Genomic DNA, 17,567 nt, shown 5'->3' with positions numbered 1-17,567 from the left:
GCCGCCGGCCGTCCATCTCCCCTCCCGGCCCCGGCGCCCCAGCCTTCGCGCCGCCCCCTGTTCAATCGAATCCGTTGCGCGCAAAATAATTTGCATGCAAATCGTTAGCGCGTCCGCCGCGCCCCCGAATCATGGACCGCCTGCCCCCGCTGCCCCAGACGCTCGACGAGCAACTGTGCTTCGCGCTCTATTCGACTTCCCATGCGATGACGAAGGCGTACAAGCCGCTGCTCGACAAGCTGTCGCTGACCTATCCCCAATATCTTGCAATGCTCGTGCTGTGGGAGCGCGACGACATCGCGGTGAAGGACATCGCCGCCCGCCTCGACCTTGACCCTGCCACCGTCACGCCGCTGCTGAAGCGGCTCGAGGCGCTCGGCTACGTCGAACGCGTGCGCAGCGCGACCGACGAGCGCGTCGTCAACGTGCGCCTGACCGCGGAAGGCCGTGCGCTGAAGCTCAAGGCGCGCTCGGTGCCCGCCGATCTCTTCTGCGCGATGCAGCAAACGCCCGAGTTCCTGGTCCGGCTGCGCGCGGATCTCCAGCAATTGCGCAACGCGCTGTCGGCCGCCAACGAAGGCTGACGGCACGTCGATCTCAAACAAGCCCGGCACTGCCGGGCTTTTTCTTCAAAATTTCATTTGCACACAAATCATTTGTGTTCTATATTTCGTTCGTGGCCGGCGACACCCCGTCCGACCGGACCGCTTCCTACCACTCTTCCGACAGGAGCTGCACCATGAACATTCTGTACAAGACCAGCGCCACGAGCACGGGCGGCCGCGACGGCCGCGCGGTATCCGCCGACAACAAGCTGGAAGTGAAGCTGGCCGCGCCGCGCGAACTCGGCGGTACGGGCGCGGAAGGCACGAACCCGGAGCAGCTGTTTGCCGCAGGTTACTCGGCTTGTTTCCTGAGCGCGATGAAGTTCGTCGCCGGCCAGAACAAACAGGCGCTGCCGGCCGACACGCAAGTGACCGCGGAAGTGGGCATCGGCCCGAACGATGCCGGTGGCTTCGGGCTCGACATCGAACTGCGCGTGTCGCTGCCGGGGCTCGACAAGGCCGACGCACAAGCGCTGGTCGACAAGGCGCACCACGTGTGCCCGTATTCGAACGCGACCCGCAACAACGTGCCGGTGCGCCTGACGGTCGTCTGACGCAACGCGCGGCGTCGAATGCAAAAGGGCGTGTGCGGCTGGTTGCCACACACGCCCTTTTGCGTGATTCGCCGGACCGGCTGGTGAGCCGGCCCGCGCTGCGCGGCTTAGCGCGAGCCGAACGAGAACGGACGGTTCATCGCCGCTTCGCGATCGATCTTGCGCATGCGGAATTCGAGATCGTAGATGTCGGTTGCTTCGGACAGGTACGCATCGGCGCGCTCTTTCGCGGCCTTTTCAGCGTTCTTGGTCAGCATCAGGAAGAGGTGGCTCAGCAGGTACATGTTCGATCTCGCAATCCAAAGGTTCTTTGACTAGGGTTTTCCCGGATTATAGGGAAAACCCTAGCCTTTGGCCAGCGTCGATCAGACGGTGCGTCGTTCGGTCGCCACAGTGCGCCGATTCCCTTCGAAAAAGGACCAGATCATCGCGCTCGCATCGGGGCCGACTGCCGCATGAAACGGCACCGCTTCGTCGCCGCCCGCCCATGCGTGTTCGAGCCCTTTCACGTGACAGAGCCGCACGATCGACTCGCCGTCGCGACGCACATCGGTGATCTGCGCGCCTGCCTCGCGCGTTTCCACGCGCTCGCCGCCGCGCAGTGCGCCGCGGCTGTCCGCGAGCCCGTTCAGGCGCATGAACTGCACCATCAACTGGTCCGCATTTTTCGGTGCGACGACATGGTCCCGGTCGCCCTGCACGATCAGCACGGGCATGCCCGGATACGCGCCCGCATCGACCACCGTGTCGACCACCGCGGCCGGATTCTGCCGGAGGCCGCGCCGCATCACGTCCATCGCACTGATCCCGGAATTCGCCTCGCCGAGCGCGGGGCCGGAGTGCAGCGCCACCGCCGCGAAGCGATCCGGGTGGTGCAGCGCGAGCAGTGCCGCCAGGCCCGCGCCGGCCGACAGCCCGGCGACGTAGACGCGCGATGCGTCGAAGCCGTGCTCGTCGACGAGCGCGTCGACGAGCGACGCGACCGCATCCGCCTCGCCGCGGCCCGCGCGGTCGGTGTCTTCGTACCAGTGCCAGCAGCCGTGCGAGTGCGCGCGGACCGACTGCTCCGGATACAGCACGGCGAAGCCGTACTTGTCGGCCAGCAGGTTCATCCGGGTGCCCTGCGCGAACTCGTCGACCGATTGCTGGCAACCGTGCAGCATCACGACGAGCGGTATCGCACCGCGCCGCCGGCCAGGCGGAACGTACAGCCCGTAGGCGAGCTGCTGGACCAGACGGCCGAGCGCGGGCGCCATCGGGTGTTCGCCGCGCGTCCACTCGCCGGCCGCCCATGCAGCCGCGCGCGGCCGCACGCGCGACTCACGGGGCGGGGACAGATCGGTCGCGGCGGGCGACGCCGCAGCCTCGAGCGTATCGCGCGCGATACGCTGTGCATCGCGCGCCGCACGTTTGGCGGCCGGAGACAGCATACGTTTCATGCCGCCCAGCCATACCTTCGTCAGACTTTTGGTCATCGATCGGGCTCGCAGTCAGGAAAAATAGGGGGACAACACTCGGTGCATCGTTCGACTTTGTGCAATGCACCATAACATTGTTTCTGGGATTTTTCCTGCGCGCGGATAGTTCCGCCGCGCCGCAAAAAACGGGCCTCGAGCATACGCGGCGCTATACTGGGGTTTAGCCGCTTGTATCCGTTGTAGTCGTTCTTCCCGGCTCGCGCGTTGATTTAAGCATTCGTCCCGCCTCTGCTCGTTCCCCTCCCGATGTTCGACCTGCCCTCTCACCTGTGGATCATGATCACCGCGTTCGGTGGCGCCGGCCTGACCTTGCCGCTCGCGATCACGATCGCCGTGTGGCTCGCGCTCGGCTACTCGTGGCAGCGCGCGGCCGCGTGGCTCGGCGTGCTCGCCGTCGCGATCGGGGTCGTCGCGCTCACGAAGATCGCGTTCCTCGGCTGGGGCGTCGGCATCCGCGCGTGGGACTTCACGGGATTCAGCGGCCACGCGATGCTGTCGACGTCGGTCTATCCCGTCGCGATCTTCCTCGCGCTGATCCGTACGCGCACGCCGGTGCGGATCGCCGGCATCGCGCTCGGGCTCGCGGCCGGCATCGCGGTCGGCGTGTCGCGCGTCGCGCTCGACGCGCATTCGCCGTCCGAATCGATCACCGGCTGCATCGTCGGCGCGATCGCCGCGCTGGCATTCATCGCCGGCTCGTGGCACGCGGTGCCGCACCGCTGGTCGGTGCCGGCGGTCGTCGTGAGCCTCGCGCTCGTCACTGTCGCGCTGCACGGCATCACGGTGCCGTCACACCGCTGGGTCACCCGGGTCGCGCTGGAGCTGTCGGGGCACGAGCGGCCGTTCGTCCGTGCTCGCTGGAAAGCCAATCCCAACTACCGACCGGCATCGCAGCCGTCGTCGCTGCACCGCACCGGGTCGCCGCCGCCGTTGATGCACGCGTGACTGGGCGCCCGCACATCCTTCCCGTCGCCTTCCAGATCTGAAGATTTCATGCGCGCCGGCGCATGAACGGTATGCCGAGCGTTATAACCCGCCCTATATTACGATTACGGTTTCAACCATTCCATTCGAACGACCAGACCATGCGCCCTACCGTCCGCCCGCTTCGCCGCACCCTGCTCCGCCTGCTGCCGCTCGCCGCGCTTGCCGCGGGCATCGCGTTCAGCGGGCCGGCTTCCGCTGCCGACGAGCTGGTCGTGTCGGCGGCCGCAAGCCTGACGAATGCGTTCAAGGCCGTCGGCGATGCTTATCAGAAGCAGCATCCGGACACCAAGGTGCTGTTCAACTTCGGCGCGTCGGACGTGCTGATGCAGCAGATCGCCAAGGGCGCGCCGGCCGACGTGTTCGCATCGGCCGACCAGAAGGCGATGGATCGTGCGATCAGCGAAAAAGTCATCGTGCCGGGCACGCGCCGCGATTTCGCGGCGAACTCGCTCGTGCTGATCGTGCCGGCCGACAGCCACGCGGCCGCGCCGACGTCGCTGAACGACCTGACGGCGCCCGGCGTGAAGCGCATCGCGTACGGCGACCCGGCGTCGGTGCCGGTCGGCCGCTACACGGAAGGCGCGCTGCGCGCGGCTGGCGTATGGGACGCCGTCAGCGCGAAGGGCGTACTGGCCGCCAACGTGCGCCAGAGCCTCGATTACGTCGCGCGCGGCGAAGTCGACGCGGGCTTCGTGTTCGGCACCGACGCGGCGATCATGCCGGGCCGCGTGAAGGTCGCGCTGACGGTGCCGACGCAGACGGCCATCACCTATCCGATCGCGGTGGTCAAGGACAGCCGCCATGCCGCACAGGCGCAGTCGTTCATCGACTTCGTCGCGTCGCCGCAGGGCCAGGCCGTGCTGGCGACGTTCGGCTTCAAGCCCGCGGGCAAGTGAGCGCAGCATGATGCAGGACGCCTGGGTGCCGCTGCTGTTGTCGCTGAAGGTCGCCGGCTGGGCAACCGCGCTCGACATCGTGCTCGGCGTCACCGCCGCCTTCATGCTCGCGCGCTGGCGCTCGCCGATGCGCGACGTGGTCGATTCGCTGCTGACGCTGCCGCTCGTGCTGCCGCCGACGGTGCTCGGCTATTACCTGCTCGTGCTGCTCGGCCGACGCGGCGTGTTCGGCGCGTGGCTCGACAAGCTCGGCATCGAACTCGTCTTCACGTGGCAAGGCGCGGTGATCGCATCGATGGTCGTCGCGTTTCCGTTGATCCTGAAATCGGCGCGCACGGCGTTCGAAAGCGTCGATCCGCATCTCGAGCGCGCGGCACGCACGCTCGGGCTCGGCGAAGCCGCGGTGTTCTTCCGCGTGACGCTGCCGCTCGCCACGCGCGGCATCCTGGCCGGCGCGCTGCTCGCCTTCGCGCGCGCGCTCGGCGAATTCGGCGCGACGCTGATGATCGCCGGCAACCTGCCCGGCCGCACGCAGACGCTGTCGGTCGCGATCTATGCGGCGGTGCAGGCCGGCGACGACAACACGGCCAACTTCCTCGTGCTGGTGACGTCGATCACCTGCGTGCTCGTGCTGCTCGCGACCGGCTGGCTCGTGCCGTCGCGCGCCGGGCGGAGCCAGCCGACATGACGCGCCGGCCGCCTTCGATTCGCCGCGCCTCACGGGTCGCGGCAAAACGCCTTCCCGTCGCGCAAGCGGCTTCCCGCACGCGTGGCGCGGCACGACGGAGGCCCGCATGAGCGTTGCCGTCGACATCCGCAAGACCTACGTGAACGCGGAGCGCCGCTTCACGCTCGACGTGTCGTTTACGGCCGCCACGCAGCGCGTCGTGCTGTTCGGGCCGTCCGGCGCGGGCAAGAGCATGACGCTGCAGGCGATCGCCGGCCTGCTGTCGCCCGACGAAGGCACGATCGCGCTGAACGGCGAACCGCTGTTCGATTCCGCGCGCGGCATCGACGTGCCGACCCGTGCGCGCCGCGTCGCGTATCTGTTCCAGGACTATGCGCTGTTTCCGCACCTGAACGTGCGCCAGAACATCGCGTTCGGGCTCACGTCGGGCCTGCGCAACCCGCGTGCGAAGACGGTGCCGCCCGAAGTCGCGTACTGGCTGCAGGCGTTCGAACTCGACACGCTCGCCGGGCAATTCCCGTCGCAGTTGTCGGGCGGACAGAAGCAGCGCGTCGCGCTTGCCCGCGCGCTGGTCGCGCAGCCGCGCATCCTGCTGCTCGACGAGCCGTTCGCGGCGCTCGACGGCGCGATGCGCCAGCGCATGCGCCACGAGCTCGCCGAACTGCAGGCGCGGCTCGATATCCCGATGGTGCTCATCACGCACGATCCCGACGACGTCGCCGCGTTCGGCGACCAGATCGTGCAATTGAACGAAGGACGCGTGCAGGCCGCCACGCCGCACGCCGAGTGGCCGACGCGCGTCACCTGATTGCGCGAAGGCGGTGGCCCGAGCGGCCACGTTCGACCTGAGAGAAGCCGCATTGGCGGCACAAGCTGAAAACGGGATCGAAGCCGGCGCCTCGCGTACGTTGGGCGGCGCCGGTTTCGCCTCGTCCGCCCACGGTCATCGCCGGAAACGGCTCACACCGCCGTCGCGCGCGATCAGCCCGTCACCGCGAGAATCACGCTCGATGCCTTGAACAACGCGATCGCACGCCGGCCGGCGTCGAGCTGCAACGCCCCGACGCTGTCGTTCGTGACCACGGCCGTGAGCGTCCCGCCGCCGTCGAGCGCCAGCGTCACCTCGCTGTTCACCGCGCCCGCCGCGACGGCGTCGACCGTCCCGCGCAACTGGTTGCGCGCGGATACCTTCAGAGACGCTTCGGCGCCGCCTTCGTCGTCAACCGCCAGCACGACCCACGACGCCTTCACGAGCGCGCACGCATCCGCGCCCGGCTGCAAGCCGAGCGCGTCGGCGCTTTCGTGCGTGAGCACCGCGACGATCACCTGCCCGCCGGGCAGCACGAGCGTCACCTCGTCGTTTACCGTGCCGCGCACGATCGATTCGACCTTCCCGAACAACTGGTTGCGCGCGCTCGTCTTCATCCCGATCCGGCCGATCAGCGCCCAGTCGACGTCGAAACCGGACACCGCCGCGCTCGCGGCGTCGATGAAGCGGCGATGCTCGCGCTCGATCGTGCGGAACGCGGCGATCAGCGAGGTCGCGCGCGGCGTCAGCGTCGTGCCGCCGCCGCCCTTGCCGCCCGTCGCGCGCGTCACGAGCGGCTCGCCGGCCAGGTTGTTCATCGTATCGATCGCGTCCCACGCGGCCTTGTAGCTGAGCCCGACGGCCTTCGCCGCGCGCGTGATCGACCCGGTATCGCCGATCGCCGCGAGCAGCGCGATGCGGGTGGCGCCGCCGAGCGTCTGGCCGCCCGCGCGCAGCCACAGTTCGCCGCCCAGTTCGAGCGGTCCGGCGGAAGAGGAAGGAGGCGACGCGTCGCTCATCGGTCTGTCTGAAGAAAACGGGTGGCCATTATAGTGAGCGCGCGATGCTCAGCGCGGCTTGCCGTCCAGCTTCGGCGGACGCAGGCTCGCGAGCAGCGTCTCGGCGTCCCTCGCCGCGCGTTGCTCGAGCGCGGCACCGTAGCCGCGCACGAAACCCAGCTGGTAAGCGGGCGCCGCCAGTTGCTCGAGATGATGCAGCGCGACGATCGTGTCGTTCGCCTCGCCGAGCACGCTCTGCACGCGCGCGAGCGTCTTGACCGTCTCGTTGCGCGTGCGGCGCGAGGCCAGCGACGCGAAGAATTCGAGCGCATAGCGCAGCCGCTTTGCGTCGATCCGCACCTGGTGCCGCGCGGCCGTGTCGAGCGACGTGAGCGACGGCGATGCATACAGGTGACCGAACAGCCGCCGCACGCGCTTGGTTGCATGCCGCCGCAGCGACGGTGTGTCGTCCGCGTCGGTCGGCGGCAGCGCGAGCCCGCACAGCCACTCGAGCCAGCCGAGCGTCAGTCGCGCATAGCGCGCCGAATGCAGCGCCTGGCGCAGTTCGACGCGCGCGGCCAGCGCCTGTACGCGCGCGGCGTCGAGCGTGCCATCCCAGTCCGCGCTGCCGCCGTCGGCCGCGATCAGCGCGGGCAGGCTCTCGGTCGAGAACACGTCCCAGTCGCGCACCGTGCCGAGCAGGGCCGCAAGCCAGCGCAAGTCGACGCCGAACGTGTTCTGCCATTGATCGTCCGCGAAACGCGGGAAGAAGCGCATCAGCGTACGCAGCCGCCGCAGCGCGACGCGCATCTGATGCACGAATTCGGGATCGTCGCGGTCGAGCACGCCGCGCTCGTTGCCGAGCCATTGCGCGGCGATGTCGCCCGACAGCGCGAACAGCGCGGCCCGCTGCGTGCGGATGCCGGTGAGGTCGACGAGTTGCGCCTTGACCGGCCCGGCGACGGCAGGCTCGCCCGCGCACGCGCGATCGATCACGCTGGTCAGCTGCACGAACGCGGGCCATGCGCCGCTGAGCTCGCGCGCGGCGGCAAACAGCGCGCGCAGCGCGGCCGTGCGTGCGGCGGCGGTTTCCCAGTCGGGCGCCGCGAGGCGCAGCTCGACATGGCGGCGCGGCGGTTCGGTGCCGCCGTGCAGCGTGACGTCGTCGAGCGTCATCTCGACCACCACGCCGCTGTCGTCCGCCCAGCGCCCGCGCCGCCGCTCGCTGACGAGCCGCGGCCGCGCCGGCGCCGACGCTGCGGCGACCGCCGCTTCATCAACGTGGCCGGGCACGACGCGGTCGCCGTCGCCCGCGGCCTCCGCCGATTCCGTATCGGCAATCGGCCCGGACGCCGGCGCGGCCACGACGATGCCCGCATGCTCGGCATCGAACAACTCCCGCTCCACGACGCCGGGCGCGAATGCCTTCGTGCGCGACGCGACGACCCGCCGCCCCTGCGCGTTCGACTCGATCCACGTCCACCAGCATTCGCCGGGGTTCGGCTCGGCCTCCTCGACCTGGCACGGCTCGATCGTCACGCGCTCCTGGCCGCGCCGCATCCGCACCTGCGGACAGATCCGCCACGCCCGGACAAGTTCGGCGCCGAAGTCGCGCTGCTCGCCACGGGCGCGGCTTCCCGTCTTGACCGGCCAACCTTCCAGCGACAGGCACAACACGATTTCCAGCACACGCGACATGGAGGCTCCTGCACATGAAGAATCGCCGGCGCATCCTTCGCACCGGCGTCGCCCGTGAAGCAGCTTCCATAGTACACGCCGCGAAAACGCGCGGGAAACGATCTGGCCCTGTCGCGCCTGTCGCGTGTCAAACGACGTATCAGACGACGTATTGCGCGATGCCGTTGCCGAACGACCAGTCCTCCTTCAGCACTTCGACGAGACTGATGAATACGTCCTGCGGCCGCACGCCGGGCTGCCGCGCGAGGTTTTCGGCGATGGTCCGGTACAGCGCCTGCTTCTGCTCGAGCGTGCGCGTGTTGTTCGCCGTGATCTGGATCATCACGAGATCGTCGCTGCGTTCGATGTCGAGGTAATGGCGGCCGAACACGAAGTTCTCGGCCGAATGCTCGGTCACGACCATGAAGATGTCGTCCTCGGGCACGTTGAACGTGTGCATCAGCGCGCGATGCACGCCGTCGACGAGCGCCGCGCGGTAGGCGGCGGGTTTGCCTTCGCGTACTGCGATACGGGTGAACGGCATGGTCTGCTCCTTTCGGTGACGTTGAAAAGTGGAAACGCCACGCCAGATTAGGCGCGCAGAACTATAATGAACAGTCATCAATCCATATTTTATTCATTTTCATCTGAAATGAAAGTCCTCGACCTCGATGCGGTGCGCGCGTTCGTGCTGGTCGCCGATCTCGCGAGCTTCACGCGCGCCGCCGACGCGCTCGGCACCACGCAATCGGCCGTCAGCCTGAAGCTGAAACGGCTCGAAGCGCACCTCGGCAAGCCGCTGCTCGCGCGCACGCCGCGCGTCGTCAAGCTGGCCGCTGACGGCGAAAACTTCCTGCCGGCCGCCCGCGCGCTGCTCGACGCGCACGACCAGGCGCTCGGCGCGATTTCGGCCGGCACGCATCGCCTGTCGCTCGGCGTCAGCGAGCACGTTGCGGTGCCCGACCTGCCGGCCGTGCTGACGAGCCTGCACCGGCAGGATCCCGGGCTGTCGCTGGAAATGCATCTGGGAATGTCGGCGAGCCTGCTCGCGCAATACGACGAAAGGCGGCTCGATGCGGCGATCGTGCGGCACGAACCGGGCGAGGATCCCCCGCGCGACGACGGCACGCTGCTGTTCACCGAGCCGCTCGCGTGGCTCGCCGCGCCCGACTGGACGCCGCGCGCCGGCGAGCCGCTGCCGCTCGCAGTGCTGGCCGGGCCGTGCGGCGTGCGGGCCGCCGCGCTGCGCGCGCTCGAGCATGCCGGACGCCCGTGGCGCGAGCGCTTTACGGGCGGTGGCGTCGCGGCGGTCACGGCCGCCGCCGCCGCCGGGCTCGCGGTCTGTCCGCTGGCCCGGCGCGTCGCGCCGCGCACGCTGGTCGACGTCGGCGCGAAATTCGGCTTGCCGCCGCTGCCGCACTCGCAGGTCGTGCTGTATTCGCGCGTGCGCGACGCCCGCGCGGCAGCCGCACTCCGAAGGTTTTCCGACAGCCTTGCAATCTCGGCGTAAACTGAGCGGTTTCGCCGTTCGCAATCTTCCGAAGAATTCCGATGAAGCCCGAAGCCCGCAAGCACCTCCGTGCCAACCTGCTGATGCTCGCCGCCGCCGCGATCTGGGGCTCGGCGTTCGTCGCGCAACGACTGAGCCTCGACGTGATCGGGCCGTTCCTGTTTACGGGGCTGCGCTTCCTGCTCGGCGCACTTGTTCTGATCCCGCTGCTGACGTTCAACGCGGGCTCGCGCGCGCAGCTCGCGGCGATTCGGCGCGAGCCGGCGCTCCTCGCGCCGGGCCTCGCGCTCGGCGGGCTGCTCGCCGTGTCGATCTCGCTTCAGCAGTTCGGCCTGCAGTACACACGGGTCGCGAACGCGGGCTTCATCAGCTCGCTGTACGTCGTGATCGTGCCGCTGATGGGCGTGTTCGTCCGCCACCGGATCGGCGCCGGCACGTGGTTCGGCGCGCTGCTCGCGGCGATCGGCCTGTATTTCCTCAGCATCGACGAGCATTTCTCGGTGCTCTACGGCGACTGGTTCCAGCTCGTGGGCGCGGTGATCATCGCCGCGCACGTGATGACCGTCGGCCATTTCGCGAAGCGGCACGATCCGCTCGTGCTCGCGTTCCTGCAGTTCGTCGCGTGCGGCGCGCTGTGCCTCGCGGTCGGCCTCGTGATCGAGCCGGTCAGCGTCGCGATGCTGCGCAGCGCGCTGCCGACGCTGCTGTATGGCGGGCTGCTGTCGGTCGGCGTCGGCTATACGTTGCAGGTCGTCGCGCAGCGCGATGCGGCGCCCGCGCACGCGGCCGTGATCTTCAGCATGGAAGGCGTGTTCGCGGCCATCGCGGGCTGGGCCGCGCTCGGCGAGACGCTGACGCTGCGCGCGCTGGTCGGCTGCGCGCTGATGCTGGCCGGCCTGCTCGCGTGCCAGTTGCTGCCGAACGGCGACGCCCGGAAAAAGGACGAGGACGCGCTGCCGGCGTGACACGCGCGATCCCTATAATGGCGGTTCGCGTGTTTTTCATGCCAACCGCTTCCGACAGGCCAGCTCCGTGACGCCCCATCCCGTCGATCCCGCCGCCGACCTCCTGCGCGAACGCGCAGCGCACTATGCCGCCGAGGCCGCGCTGTTCCTGCGCGACCAGGCGCTGTCCACCGCATCGCACGACCTGCGCAGCCCGTTGAACGCGATGCACAGCTGGGCGTACGTGCTCGAGCGCCAGCTTGCCAGCGCCGACCCGAACCTGCAACGCGCGCTCGCGGGCATCCGCGCGGGGATCGACCAGCAGGTCGCGCTGATCGACGACGTGCTCGACGCGCCGCGCGCGGCAACGCGCACGCTCGCGATCGCCGTACAGCCGTTCGCGCTGCGCCCGTTGCTCGACGACACGCTCGCACTGGTGCGCTTCGCGCTCGCCGACGCCCGGCAGGTGACCGTCGACGCGACGCTGCCCGACGGCGAACCGTCGCTGAGCGCCGATCGCGAACGCATCGCTCAGGCGCTCTGGACGATGCTGACGACGGCCGTCGAAACCAGTGCCGCCGGCAGTCGCGTGACCTTCACATGCACGCGCGACGGTGCGCTGTGCATCGCGCACGTCACCTGCGACGTGAGCGCCGACGCCCTCGACGATCCCGCGCTGCCGCACGCATTCGAACCGTTCGCCCGCAGCGAGATGCTGCGCGCGCGCGACGCGAAGCGCGTCGCGTGGACGCTCGCGTTGTGCCAGCGTGTCGCGCTCGCGCACGGCGGTACCTTCACCCACACCCCGTTCGCCGACGGCTCCGCCGTCACCCTCTCGCTCTCCGTCCCCTGCGAGGCGCCGGTGTAATCGATCGGCGCCCGAATCATTACATTTCCCTTTCCGGCCCTATACTGATGGGCCTGTCATGACTGGAGCGATTCTTTGTTACAGATCTTCGCGCTCATCGGCGCGTTGTTCCTGGTGGCCCTGAACGGGTTTTTCGTCGCGGCCGAATTCGGCCTCGTCAAACTGCGCGCGACGCGCGTCAAGACACTTGCCCGCAAGCACGGCCTGCGCGGCCGCATCCTCGCCGTCGTGCACGGCCGGCTCGACGCGTATCTGTCCGCCTGCCAGCTCGGCATCACGCTCGCGTCGCTCGGCCTCGGCTGGGTCGGCGAGCCGGCGTTCGCGGAACTGATCGGCCCGCTGCTCGACCTGATCGGCGTGCAGTCCGAACGCATCGTGCACTTGATCTCGCTCGTGTTCGCGTTTTCGCTGATCTCGTTCCTGCACATCGTGGTCGGCGAGCTCGCACCGAAATCGATGGCGATCCGCCAGTCGGAAAAGGTCGGCCTGTGGGTCGCGCTGCCGCTCTACGCGTTCTACTGGGCGATGTATCCGGCGATCTGGGTGCTCAACAGCAGCGCGAACGCGGTGCTGAGGCTCGCGGGCCTGTCGGCCGACCACGGCGGCGACGCGCACTACTCGACCGACGAACTGAAGCTGATCCTGCGCAGCCGCCGCAGCGCGGGCAACGCGGCCCAGCCGGCCCGCGGCACGTACACCAACGATGAGTGGAACACGCTCGCGCATTCGCTCGATTTCTCGTCGATGACGGTGTCGGACCTGATGCGGCCGGCACATGAAATGATCGGCCTGCGCCGCGACCTGCCGCTGCCCGACAACATGGAGATCGTCGCGCGGCACCGCTTCAGCCGCTATCCGCTGTTCGAGGATGCGTCGCGCGAACAGGTGAGCGGGCTGATCCACCTGAAGGACCTGCTGCTCGCGCGTCATGCCGGTGCGGCGCTCGAGGATCTGTCCGACTACGTGCGCCCGGTGCAGTACGTGAAGCCCGACATGCCCGCGCTGGAACTGTTCCGCCGCTTCCGCAAGGGCGCGCCGCACTTCGCGCTGGTCGGCAACAAGGGCGAGAAGCCGATCGGCTTCCTGACGCTCGACAACCTGCTCGGCGCGCTGGTCGGCCAGATCCACGACGAGTTCCGCCAGGGCGATGCGGACTGGAGCCGCCTCGACGACGGCACGCTGATGGGCAAGGGCAGCCTGCCCGTCGTGTCGCTCGAGCAGGCGCTCGGCATCGACATCGACGAAGGGCGCGCGGAATCGGTCGGCGGCCTCGTGATCCAGGCGCTCAGCGATTTGCCGACCGAAGGGCAGCGTGTGTCGTTCGATCGCTTCGACGTCGTCGTGAAGAAGATGAACGGGCCGCGCATCGTGCTGGTGCGCGTCTATCCGAAGATCGCGAAGGAGGCCGACGAATGATGGCCTCTCGCTGTCGTCGCCGCACGCGATGACGCCGACGCTGCCGCGCTGCTGCGTGATCACGCCGGAGCCGACGTCCGCGTCGGCCGCCGATTGCCGCGCATTCCTCGACAGGTTGTCCGCCGTGCTCGCGCGCGGCGAGACGCTCGTGCAGTTGCGCGTGAAGTCGTTCGATGCGGACGCGTTCGCGCGGCTGGCCGCCGATGCGCTCGCGCGCTGCGACGCGGCCGGCGCGCAACTGATGCTCAACGGACCGATCGATGCGGCCGGCGTGATGCAGCTCGACGGCGCGGGCTGGCACCTCGACGGCGCCGCCCTGCGCGCCGTCGCGCAACGGCCGCTGCCGGCCGCGCGCCGCATGTCGGCCGCATGCCACGCGGCCGACGATCTCGTGCTGGCCGCGCGCGCGGGCGCGGATTTCGTCACGCTGTCGCCCGTGTTGCCGACGCTCAGCCATCCCGGCGCGCCGACGCTCGGCTGGACGCGATTCGCCGCATTGGCCGCGCAGGCCGCGATGCCGGTCTATGCGCTCGGCGGCATGACACGCGCGGATCTCGACGACGCGCGCCGCCACGGCGCATACGGCGTCGCGGGCATTCGCGGCTTCTGGTAAGTGCGGCCGGGCGCGCTAGCGCCCGGCAGTCCGGACATCATGCGCCCGGAACGGGACGCATTGCGCGCCGTGCGCTGTCGTCGATCCGGCGCACGTCGTGCGTCAACGCGTAGCGGTTGACGTCACCCGTCAGCCACGCAACGAGCGAATACGGCGGCAACTCCCCTTCATCGACCCGGTCGCGTGCGCGTGCCGGCGTCTCGAACACGACCTGCCCGCTCGGCGCATCGAACGGCACCGCGTCGGGCGACAGGTTCAATGCGATCGTCAACGTCTCGTCATCGGCGAGCCACCACGATGCGAGCAGCGCATCGGCGTCGCCGTCACCGCTCGCCTTCAGCGCATGCGCGTCCTGCGGCCGGCAATCGGTCAGCCGCGGCGCAATCAGCTTCGCGCGCACCGCGAGCGCCGACTGCACGAAATGCGCACGATCGACATCGCGCGCGGTTTCGTCGAAGATCAGCGGGATCTGCGGCGTGAGCAGCGACAGCGCAAGCGCCGCGAGGCCGGGCGTCTGCTCATGATCGCCATGCTCGCTCTCGCGCCATGCGCCATCGGACAGCACCAGCGACGTGAGCGACAACCCTTCGGCGCATGGACCCTCGCCCGCCGTGGCCGGCTGGAATGCCGCGCCTGCCGCGGTCAGCGCGCGCGCAAGTGTATGGATCGACTGGTGAGGCGAAATCCCTTCGTGCGCCGACACGTCGCGCCCCGTCAGCCGATGCAGCGCGCGTTCTCCGCAACCGTTCCACTGTGCATCGAAATGCGTGTCGGCCAGATGCACCGGATGACGCTCGCTGCCGAGCACGAGATGGATCATCCGGTCGGCCGGCACGGCCGCACGCACGCGGTCGGCGATCTCGCGCAGCCACGACGTGCCGATCCGGTCGGCCTCGCGCAGCCGCAAGCCATCGCAACGGTATTCGTCGATCCAGTACAGCGCGTTGTCGCAGAAGAAGTCGCACACCTCCGGATGATCGAGCGCGAGCGGCGGCACCTGCAGCGGATCGTCACGCGTGTGGAAGAACGGCGCCGCGTAATGACGCAGCGCGTCGGTGCCGCTGCCGAAGCGCGCGTAGTCGAGTTCCAGCAGCACCGCGAGGCCGTAGCCGTGCGCATCGTCGATCAGCGCCTTCAGTCCGTCGGGGCCGCCCTCCGACGCGAGCGGCGCGAACGGCAGGCTGTCGTGCGGCGACGCGAGCAACTCCAGCGCGGTCACGCCGAGACGGGCAAGCTGAGGCAACCGGCGGCGCACGCCGTCGAAGCCGCCCACCGCGTGCGGACGAATTGCGTACAGCGCAATGTCTTCCCACGCCCGTCCGCGCCAGAACGTGTTGCGCCACGTGAACGCGCGCGGATCGACGACCTCGCTCGGGCCGTTGAGCCCGTCGGGTTGCGAACGCGACGCGGGATCGGGAATCGACGTGACGTCGTCGAGCCGATAACGGTAACGCGCGCCCGCACCGCATTCGACGAACGCTTCGAACCAGTGCGGACCGGCCGCCGTCATCGGAACGAGCGTCGGGCCCATGCCGGTATCGAGTTCGAGCTGGACATGCGTGCTGCCCGGCGCCCACACGCGGAAATGCGTGCGCGGCGACGTGCCGAGCGCGCCGCAGGGCTGCGCGCCGGACGGCAGGCAGTGAATGTAGTGCTGCGCATACGGATCGTGCGGACAATCTGACATCATGCGCTCCTCGTGCGTGCCGAGCGGCATGGCCGCGCGGTCGGCGCGGCGCATCGTGGCCCGGCATGCGACGGCCAGGCAGGGGGGGAGAAAAGTATGCGCCGGTTTCACGGCCGCGATGCATCGAATCCTCACATTTTTAAATGCGAATCGACCCCGCCAATGTTTGCGCGTATCGCGCGCCGAATCGGGTAGTCCGCATACCGGAATGTCCGCTCGCCTTGTTGCGCGGCCGGCCCGCGCTTACCCTCCGTGCGATGCGCGTGGGCACCCCGTCCGCGCCCGAACCCGAGGAATCCGCCATGTCGCTCCCCGCCAGCGCCGCGAAGTTCGATCCGGTACGCGCGCACGAATACGCCGAACAATCCCGCATCGCGCTCGCCGGCTACGACGCGTGCCACGAGCTCGCCGCGTGCATGCTTGCATCGGCGATCGGCGTGCCGGAGGCGCGGCTCCTCATCGTGGGTGCGGGCGGCACCGGGCAGGAAATCTGCGTACCCGCGGCGCTGGAACCCGGCTGGCAGTTCACGGCCGTCGATCCGTCCGCGCCGATGCTCGCGCTCGCGCGTGCCAACGTCGAAGCGGCGGGTTTCGCCGCCCGCACGCAATTCGTCGAGGCCGGCGTCGACGCGCTGCCCGATGCGCCCGCCTTCGACGGCGCGACGTTGATCGGCGTGCTGCATCACGTCCCCGGCGACGCGGCGAAGGCCGCGCTGCTGGACGCGATCGCGCGCCACCTGAAGCCCGGCGCGCCGCTCGTGATCGCGGGCAACTATCGCCGCTACGCGGACCACCCTCGCCTGCTCGACGCGTGGCAGCAGCGCTGGCGGATGAAGGGCGCGACGCCCGACGCCGTGCGTGCGCAGCTTGCGAAAATCCTGCAGGGCGCCCCGACCCGCCGGTTGCCGAGGAAGCCGTGTTCGCGTTGCTGCACGATGCGGGCTTCGATGCGCCGCTGCGCTTTTTCTCGAGCCTGTTCTGGGGGGCGTGGATCGCGGTGCGGCGCGGCGCGTGACAACGCGAAACGGCGTGAAGCGGCGGTCTCCACGAGCCGCTCGAGTCACCCGCGTCAGCTCAACAACCCTGCCGCGACGTTGATCGACAGCCCGAGCACGGCCATGTTGAAGTAGAACGACAGGATCGACTGCGCGAGCACCGCGCGCCGAGCGGAGCGGTTCGCGAGCGACACGTCGGCCGTCTGCGACGCGACCGCGAGCGTAAACGCGAAATAGAGGAAATCCCAGTAATCGGGCTCGGGGTTGCGGTCGGGAAACCGCAGTGCGCGATCGCTGCTCGGCGAGCCGTAATAGAGCCGCGCATAGTGCAGCGTGAAGATCGTCGGAATCAGGAACCATGCGCCGAACAGCGTCGCGCCCGTGACCGCGTAATGGCCGAGCCCGGCACGAAAGCCGACGTTCTTCGCGGTGGCGAGTTCGATCGCGATCGCGGCGATGCTCGCGACCGTCGCGATGCAGATGACCGTCAGCACGGTCGTCGCGTTCTCGTCCTCGCGGATCGCGATCTCGCGCACCTGATGATGATGCGCGGTGACCATGCGCACCCACATCAGCACGAGATACAGCCAGATCGTGCAATCCCAGCCGATCAGCGCGCGCGCGGTCGGCCTCAACTGCAACGGCAGCAGCACCGCGCACAGCACGCCCGCGGCGAGGGCGGCGACCATGCGCGGCCGATTGCGTAACACCTGCGGATAAAGCGTCATCGTACGATTCCGAAAGCGGATGGAAAGGATTCGGCCGGCGTGCGAGCGACCCGCTGCGCCGCGCCGGGCGGTACCGCCCCGATTATCGCCATTCCTGCATGACGTTGCGATGGGC

18 protein-coding genes and 1 pseudogene are annotated in these 17,567 nt (G+C 69.0%); 12 read left to right on the top strand and 7 right to left on the bottom strand.

All coding sequences use genetic code 11. The annotated features are described in order from the left end of the window. The first annotated feature begins 131 nt into the window (after window positions 1–131). Both WS45_RS11355 and WS45_RS11350 read left to right on the top strand, forming a co-directional pair. Window positions 132–584, top strand: a complete 453-nt coding sequence (locus WS45_RS11355) for a MarR family winged helix-turn-helix transcriptional regulator (protein ID WP_059531509.1) — start codon at window positions 132–134, stop codon at window positions 582–584. A gap of 155 nt (window positions 585–739) precedes the next feature. Beyond that, complete coding sequence (locus WS45_RS11350; protein WP_031399791.1) at window positions 740–1,159, top strand: organic hydroperoxide resistance protein; 420 nt, start codon at window positions 740–742, stop codon at window positions 1,157–1,159. 107 nt (window positions 1,160–1,266) lie between these two features. Here the strand turns inward: WS45_RS11350 and WS45_RS33360 are convergent, their stop codons facing one another. Next, the gene (locus tag WS45_RS33360; RefSeq protein ID WP_006753395.1) at window positions 1,267–1,443 is read right to left on the bottom strand and encodes a DUF3563 family protein; all 177 of its coding nucleotides are present in this window, start codon (window positions 1,441–1,443) and stop codon (window positions 1,267–1,269) included. A gap of 81 nt (window positions 1,444–1,524) precedes the next feature. Further along, a complete protein-coding gene (locus WS45_RS11345) occupies window positions 1,525–2,634 on the bottom strand; it encodes an extracellular catalytic domain type 1 short-chain-length polyhydroxyalkanoate depolymerase (protein ID WP_059531512.1) in 1,110 nt (369 codons plus the stop codon). 249 nt (window positions 2,635–2,883) lie between these two features. Here WS45_RS11345 and WS45_RS11340 point away from each other — a divergent pair, with 249 nt between their 5' ends. From WS45_RS11340 to WS45_RS11325, 4 genes are all read left to right on the top strand, one after another. Continuing rightward, the gene (locus tag WS45_RS11340; RefSeq protein ID WP_059531515.1) at window positions 2,884–3,582 is read left to right on the top strand and encodes a phosphatase PAP2 family protein; all 699 of its coding nucleotides are present in this window, start codon (window positions 2,884–2,886) and stop codon (window positions 3,580–3,582) included. Between the two features lie 140 nt (window positions 3,583–3,722). After that, window positions 3,723–4,520 carry a molybdate ABC transporter substrate-binding protein gene (gene modA / locus WS45_RS11335; protein ID WP_059531518.1) on the top strand — a complete coding sequence of 266 codons (798 nt, stop codon included), beginning with the start codon at window positions 3,723–3,725 and terminating at the stop codon, window positions 4,518–4,520. A 10-nt stretch (window positions 4,521–4,530) separates the two neighbouring features. Further along, window positions 4,531–5,208 carry a molybdate ABC transporter permease subunit gene (modB, locus tag WS45_RS11330; RefSeq protein ID WP_059700565.1) on the top strand — a complete coding sequence of 226 codons (678 nt, stop codon included), beginning with the start codon at window positions 4,531–4,533 and terminating at the stop codon, window positions 5,206–5,208. Between the two features lie 106 nt (window positions 5,209–5,314). Continuing rightward, window positions 5,315–6,016: a sulfate/molybdate ABC transporter ATP-binding protein gene (locus WS45_RS11325; RefSeq protein WP_059699874.1), complete on the top strand. Its 702-nt coding sequence runs from the start codon at window positions 5,315–5,317 to the stop codon at window positions 6,014–6,016. 173 nt (window positions 6,017–6,189) lie between these two features. Here WS45_RS11325 and WS45_RS11320 read toward each other — a convergent pair whose 3' ends face one another. From WS45_RS11320 to WS45_RS11310, 3 genes are all read right to left on the bottom strand, one after another. Then, on the bottom strand, window positions 6,190–7,035 hold the full coding sequence (locus WS45_RS11320) for a TOBE domain-containing protein (protein WP_059531524.1): 846 nt from the start codon (window positions 7,033–7,035) through the stop codon (window positions 6,190–6,192). Between the two features lie 48 nt (window positions 7,036–7,083). After that, entirely contained in the window at window positions 7,084–8,712 is a 1,629-nt protein-coding gene (locus tag WS45_RS11315) for a CHAD domain-containing protein (protein ID WP_059699871.1), read from the bottom strand. A gap of 139 nt (window positions 8,713–8,851) precedes the next feature. Next, entirely contained in the window at window positions 8,852–9,235 is a 384-nt protein-coding gene (locus WS45_RS11310; protein WP_059531531.1) for a tautomerase family protein, read from the bottom strand. A gap of 108 nt (window positions 9,236–9,343) precedes the next feature. Between WS45_RS11310 and WS45_RS11305 the strand changes: the two genes are divergently transcribed. The 5 genes from WS45_RS11305 to WS45_RS11285 all read left to right on the top strand — a co-directional run bounded on the left by WS45_RS11305 (window position 9,344) and on the right by WS45_RS11285 (window position 14,042). Beyond that, on the top strand, window positions 9,344–10,201 hold the full coding sequence (locus WS45_RS11305; RefSeq protein ID WP_059689601.1) for a LysR family transcriptional regulator: 858 nt from the start codon (window positions 9,344–9,346) through the stop codon (window positions 10,199–10,201). A 41-nt stretch (window positions 10,202–10,242) separates the two neighbouring features. Then, window positions 10,243–11,166 carry a DMT family transporter gene (locus WS45_RS11300; RefSeq protein WP_059689599.1) on the top strand — a complete coding sequence of 308 codons (924 nt, stop codon included), beginning with the start codon at window positions 10,243–10,245 and terminating at the stop codon, window positions 11,164–11,166. Between the two features lie 67 nt (window positions 11,167–11,233). Further along, on the top strand, window positions 11,234–12,013 hold the full coding sequence (locus WS45_RS11295; protein ID WP_059699869.1) for a sensor histidine kinase: 780 nt from the start codon (window positions 11,234–11,236) through the stop codon (window positions 12,011–12,013). A 75-nt stretch (window positions 12,014–12,088) separates the two neighbouring features. Then, complete coding sequence (locus WS45_RS11290; RefSeq protein ID WP_059689595.1) at window positions 12,089–13,429, top strand: hemolysin family protein; 1,341 nt, start codon at window positions 12,089–12,091, stop codon at window positions 13,427–13,429. A 28-nt stretch (window positions 13,430–13,457) separates the two neighbouring features. Further along, window positions 13,458–14,042 (top strand): thiamine phosphate synthase, encoded by a 585-nt coding sequence (locus WS45_RS11285; RefSeq protein ID WP_059699866.1) that lies wholly within the window; start codon window positions 13,458–13,460, stop codon window positions 14,040–14,042. A 37-nt stretch (window positions 14,043–14,079) separates the two neighbouring features. Here the strand turns inward: WS45_RS11285 and WS45_RS11280 are convergent, their stop codons facing one another. Then, window positions 14,080–15,729, bottom strand: coding sequence for a DUF3459 domain-containing protein (locus WS45_RS11280; protein ID WP_059700564.1), 1,650 nt, complete (start codon window positions 15,727–15,729; stop codon window positions 14,080–14,082). A gap of 302 nt (window positions 15,730–16,031) precedes the next feature. On the opposite strand from WS45_RS11280, the pseudogene WS45_RS11275 reads away from it, so the two are divergent. After that, window positions 16,032–16,744, top strand: a pseudogene (locus tag WS45_RS11275) (class I SAM-dependent methyltransferase). Between the two features lie 54 nt (window positions 16,745–16,798). Here the strand turns inward: WS45_RS11275 and WS45_RS11270 are convergent. Then, window positions 16,799–17,452: a DUF1345 domain-containing protein gene (locus WS45_RS11270; protein WP_059699864.1), complete on the bottom strand. Its 654-nt coding sequence runs from the start codon at window positions 17,450–17,452 to the stop codon at window positions 16,799–16,801. Window positions 17,453–17,567 lie beyond the last annotated feature (115 nt).

Origin of the sequence: Burkholderia sp. RF2-non_BP3 (assembly GCF_001522185.1) — a bacterium.
GTDB classification, from domain to species: Bacteria; Pseudomonadota; Gammaproteobacteria; order Burkholderiales; family Burkholderiaceae; genus Burkholderia; species Burkholderia diffusa.
This window is presented reverse-complemented; position numbering and strand designations above follow the sequence as displayed.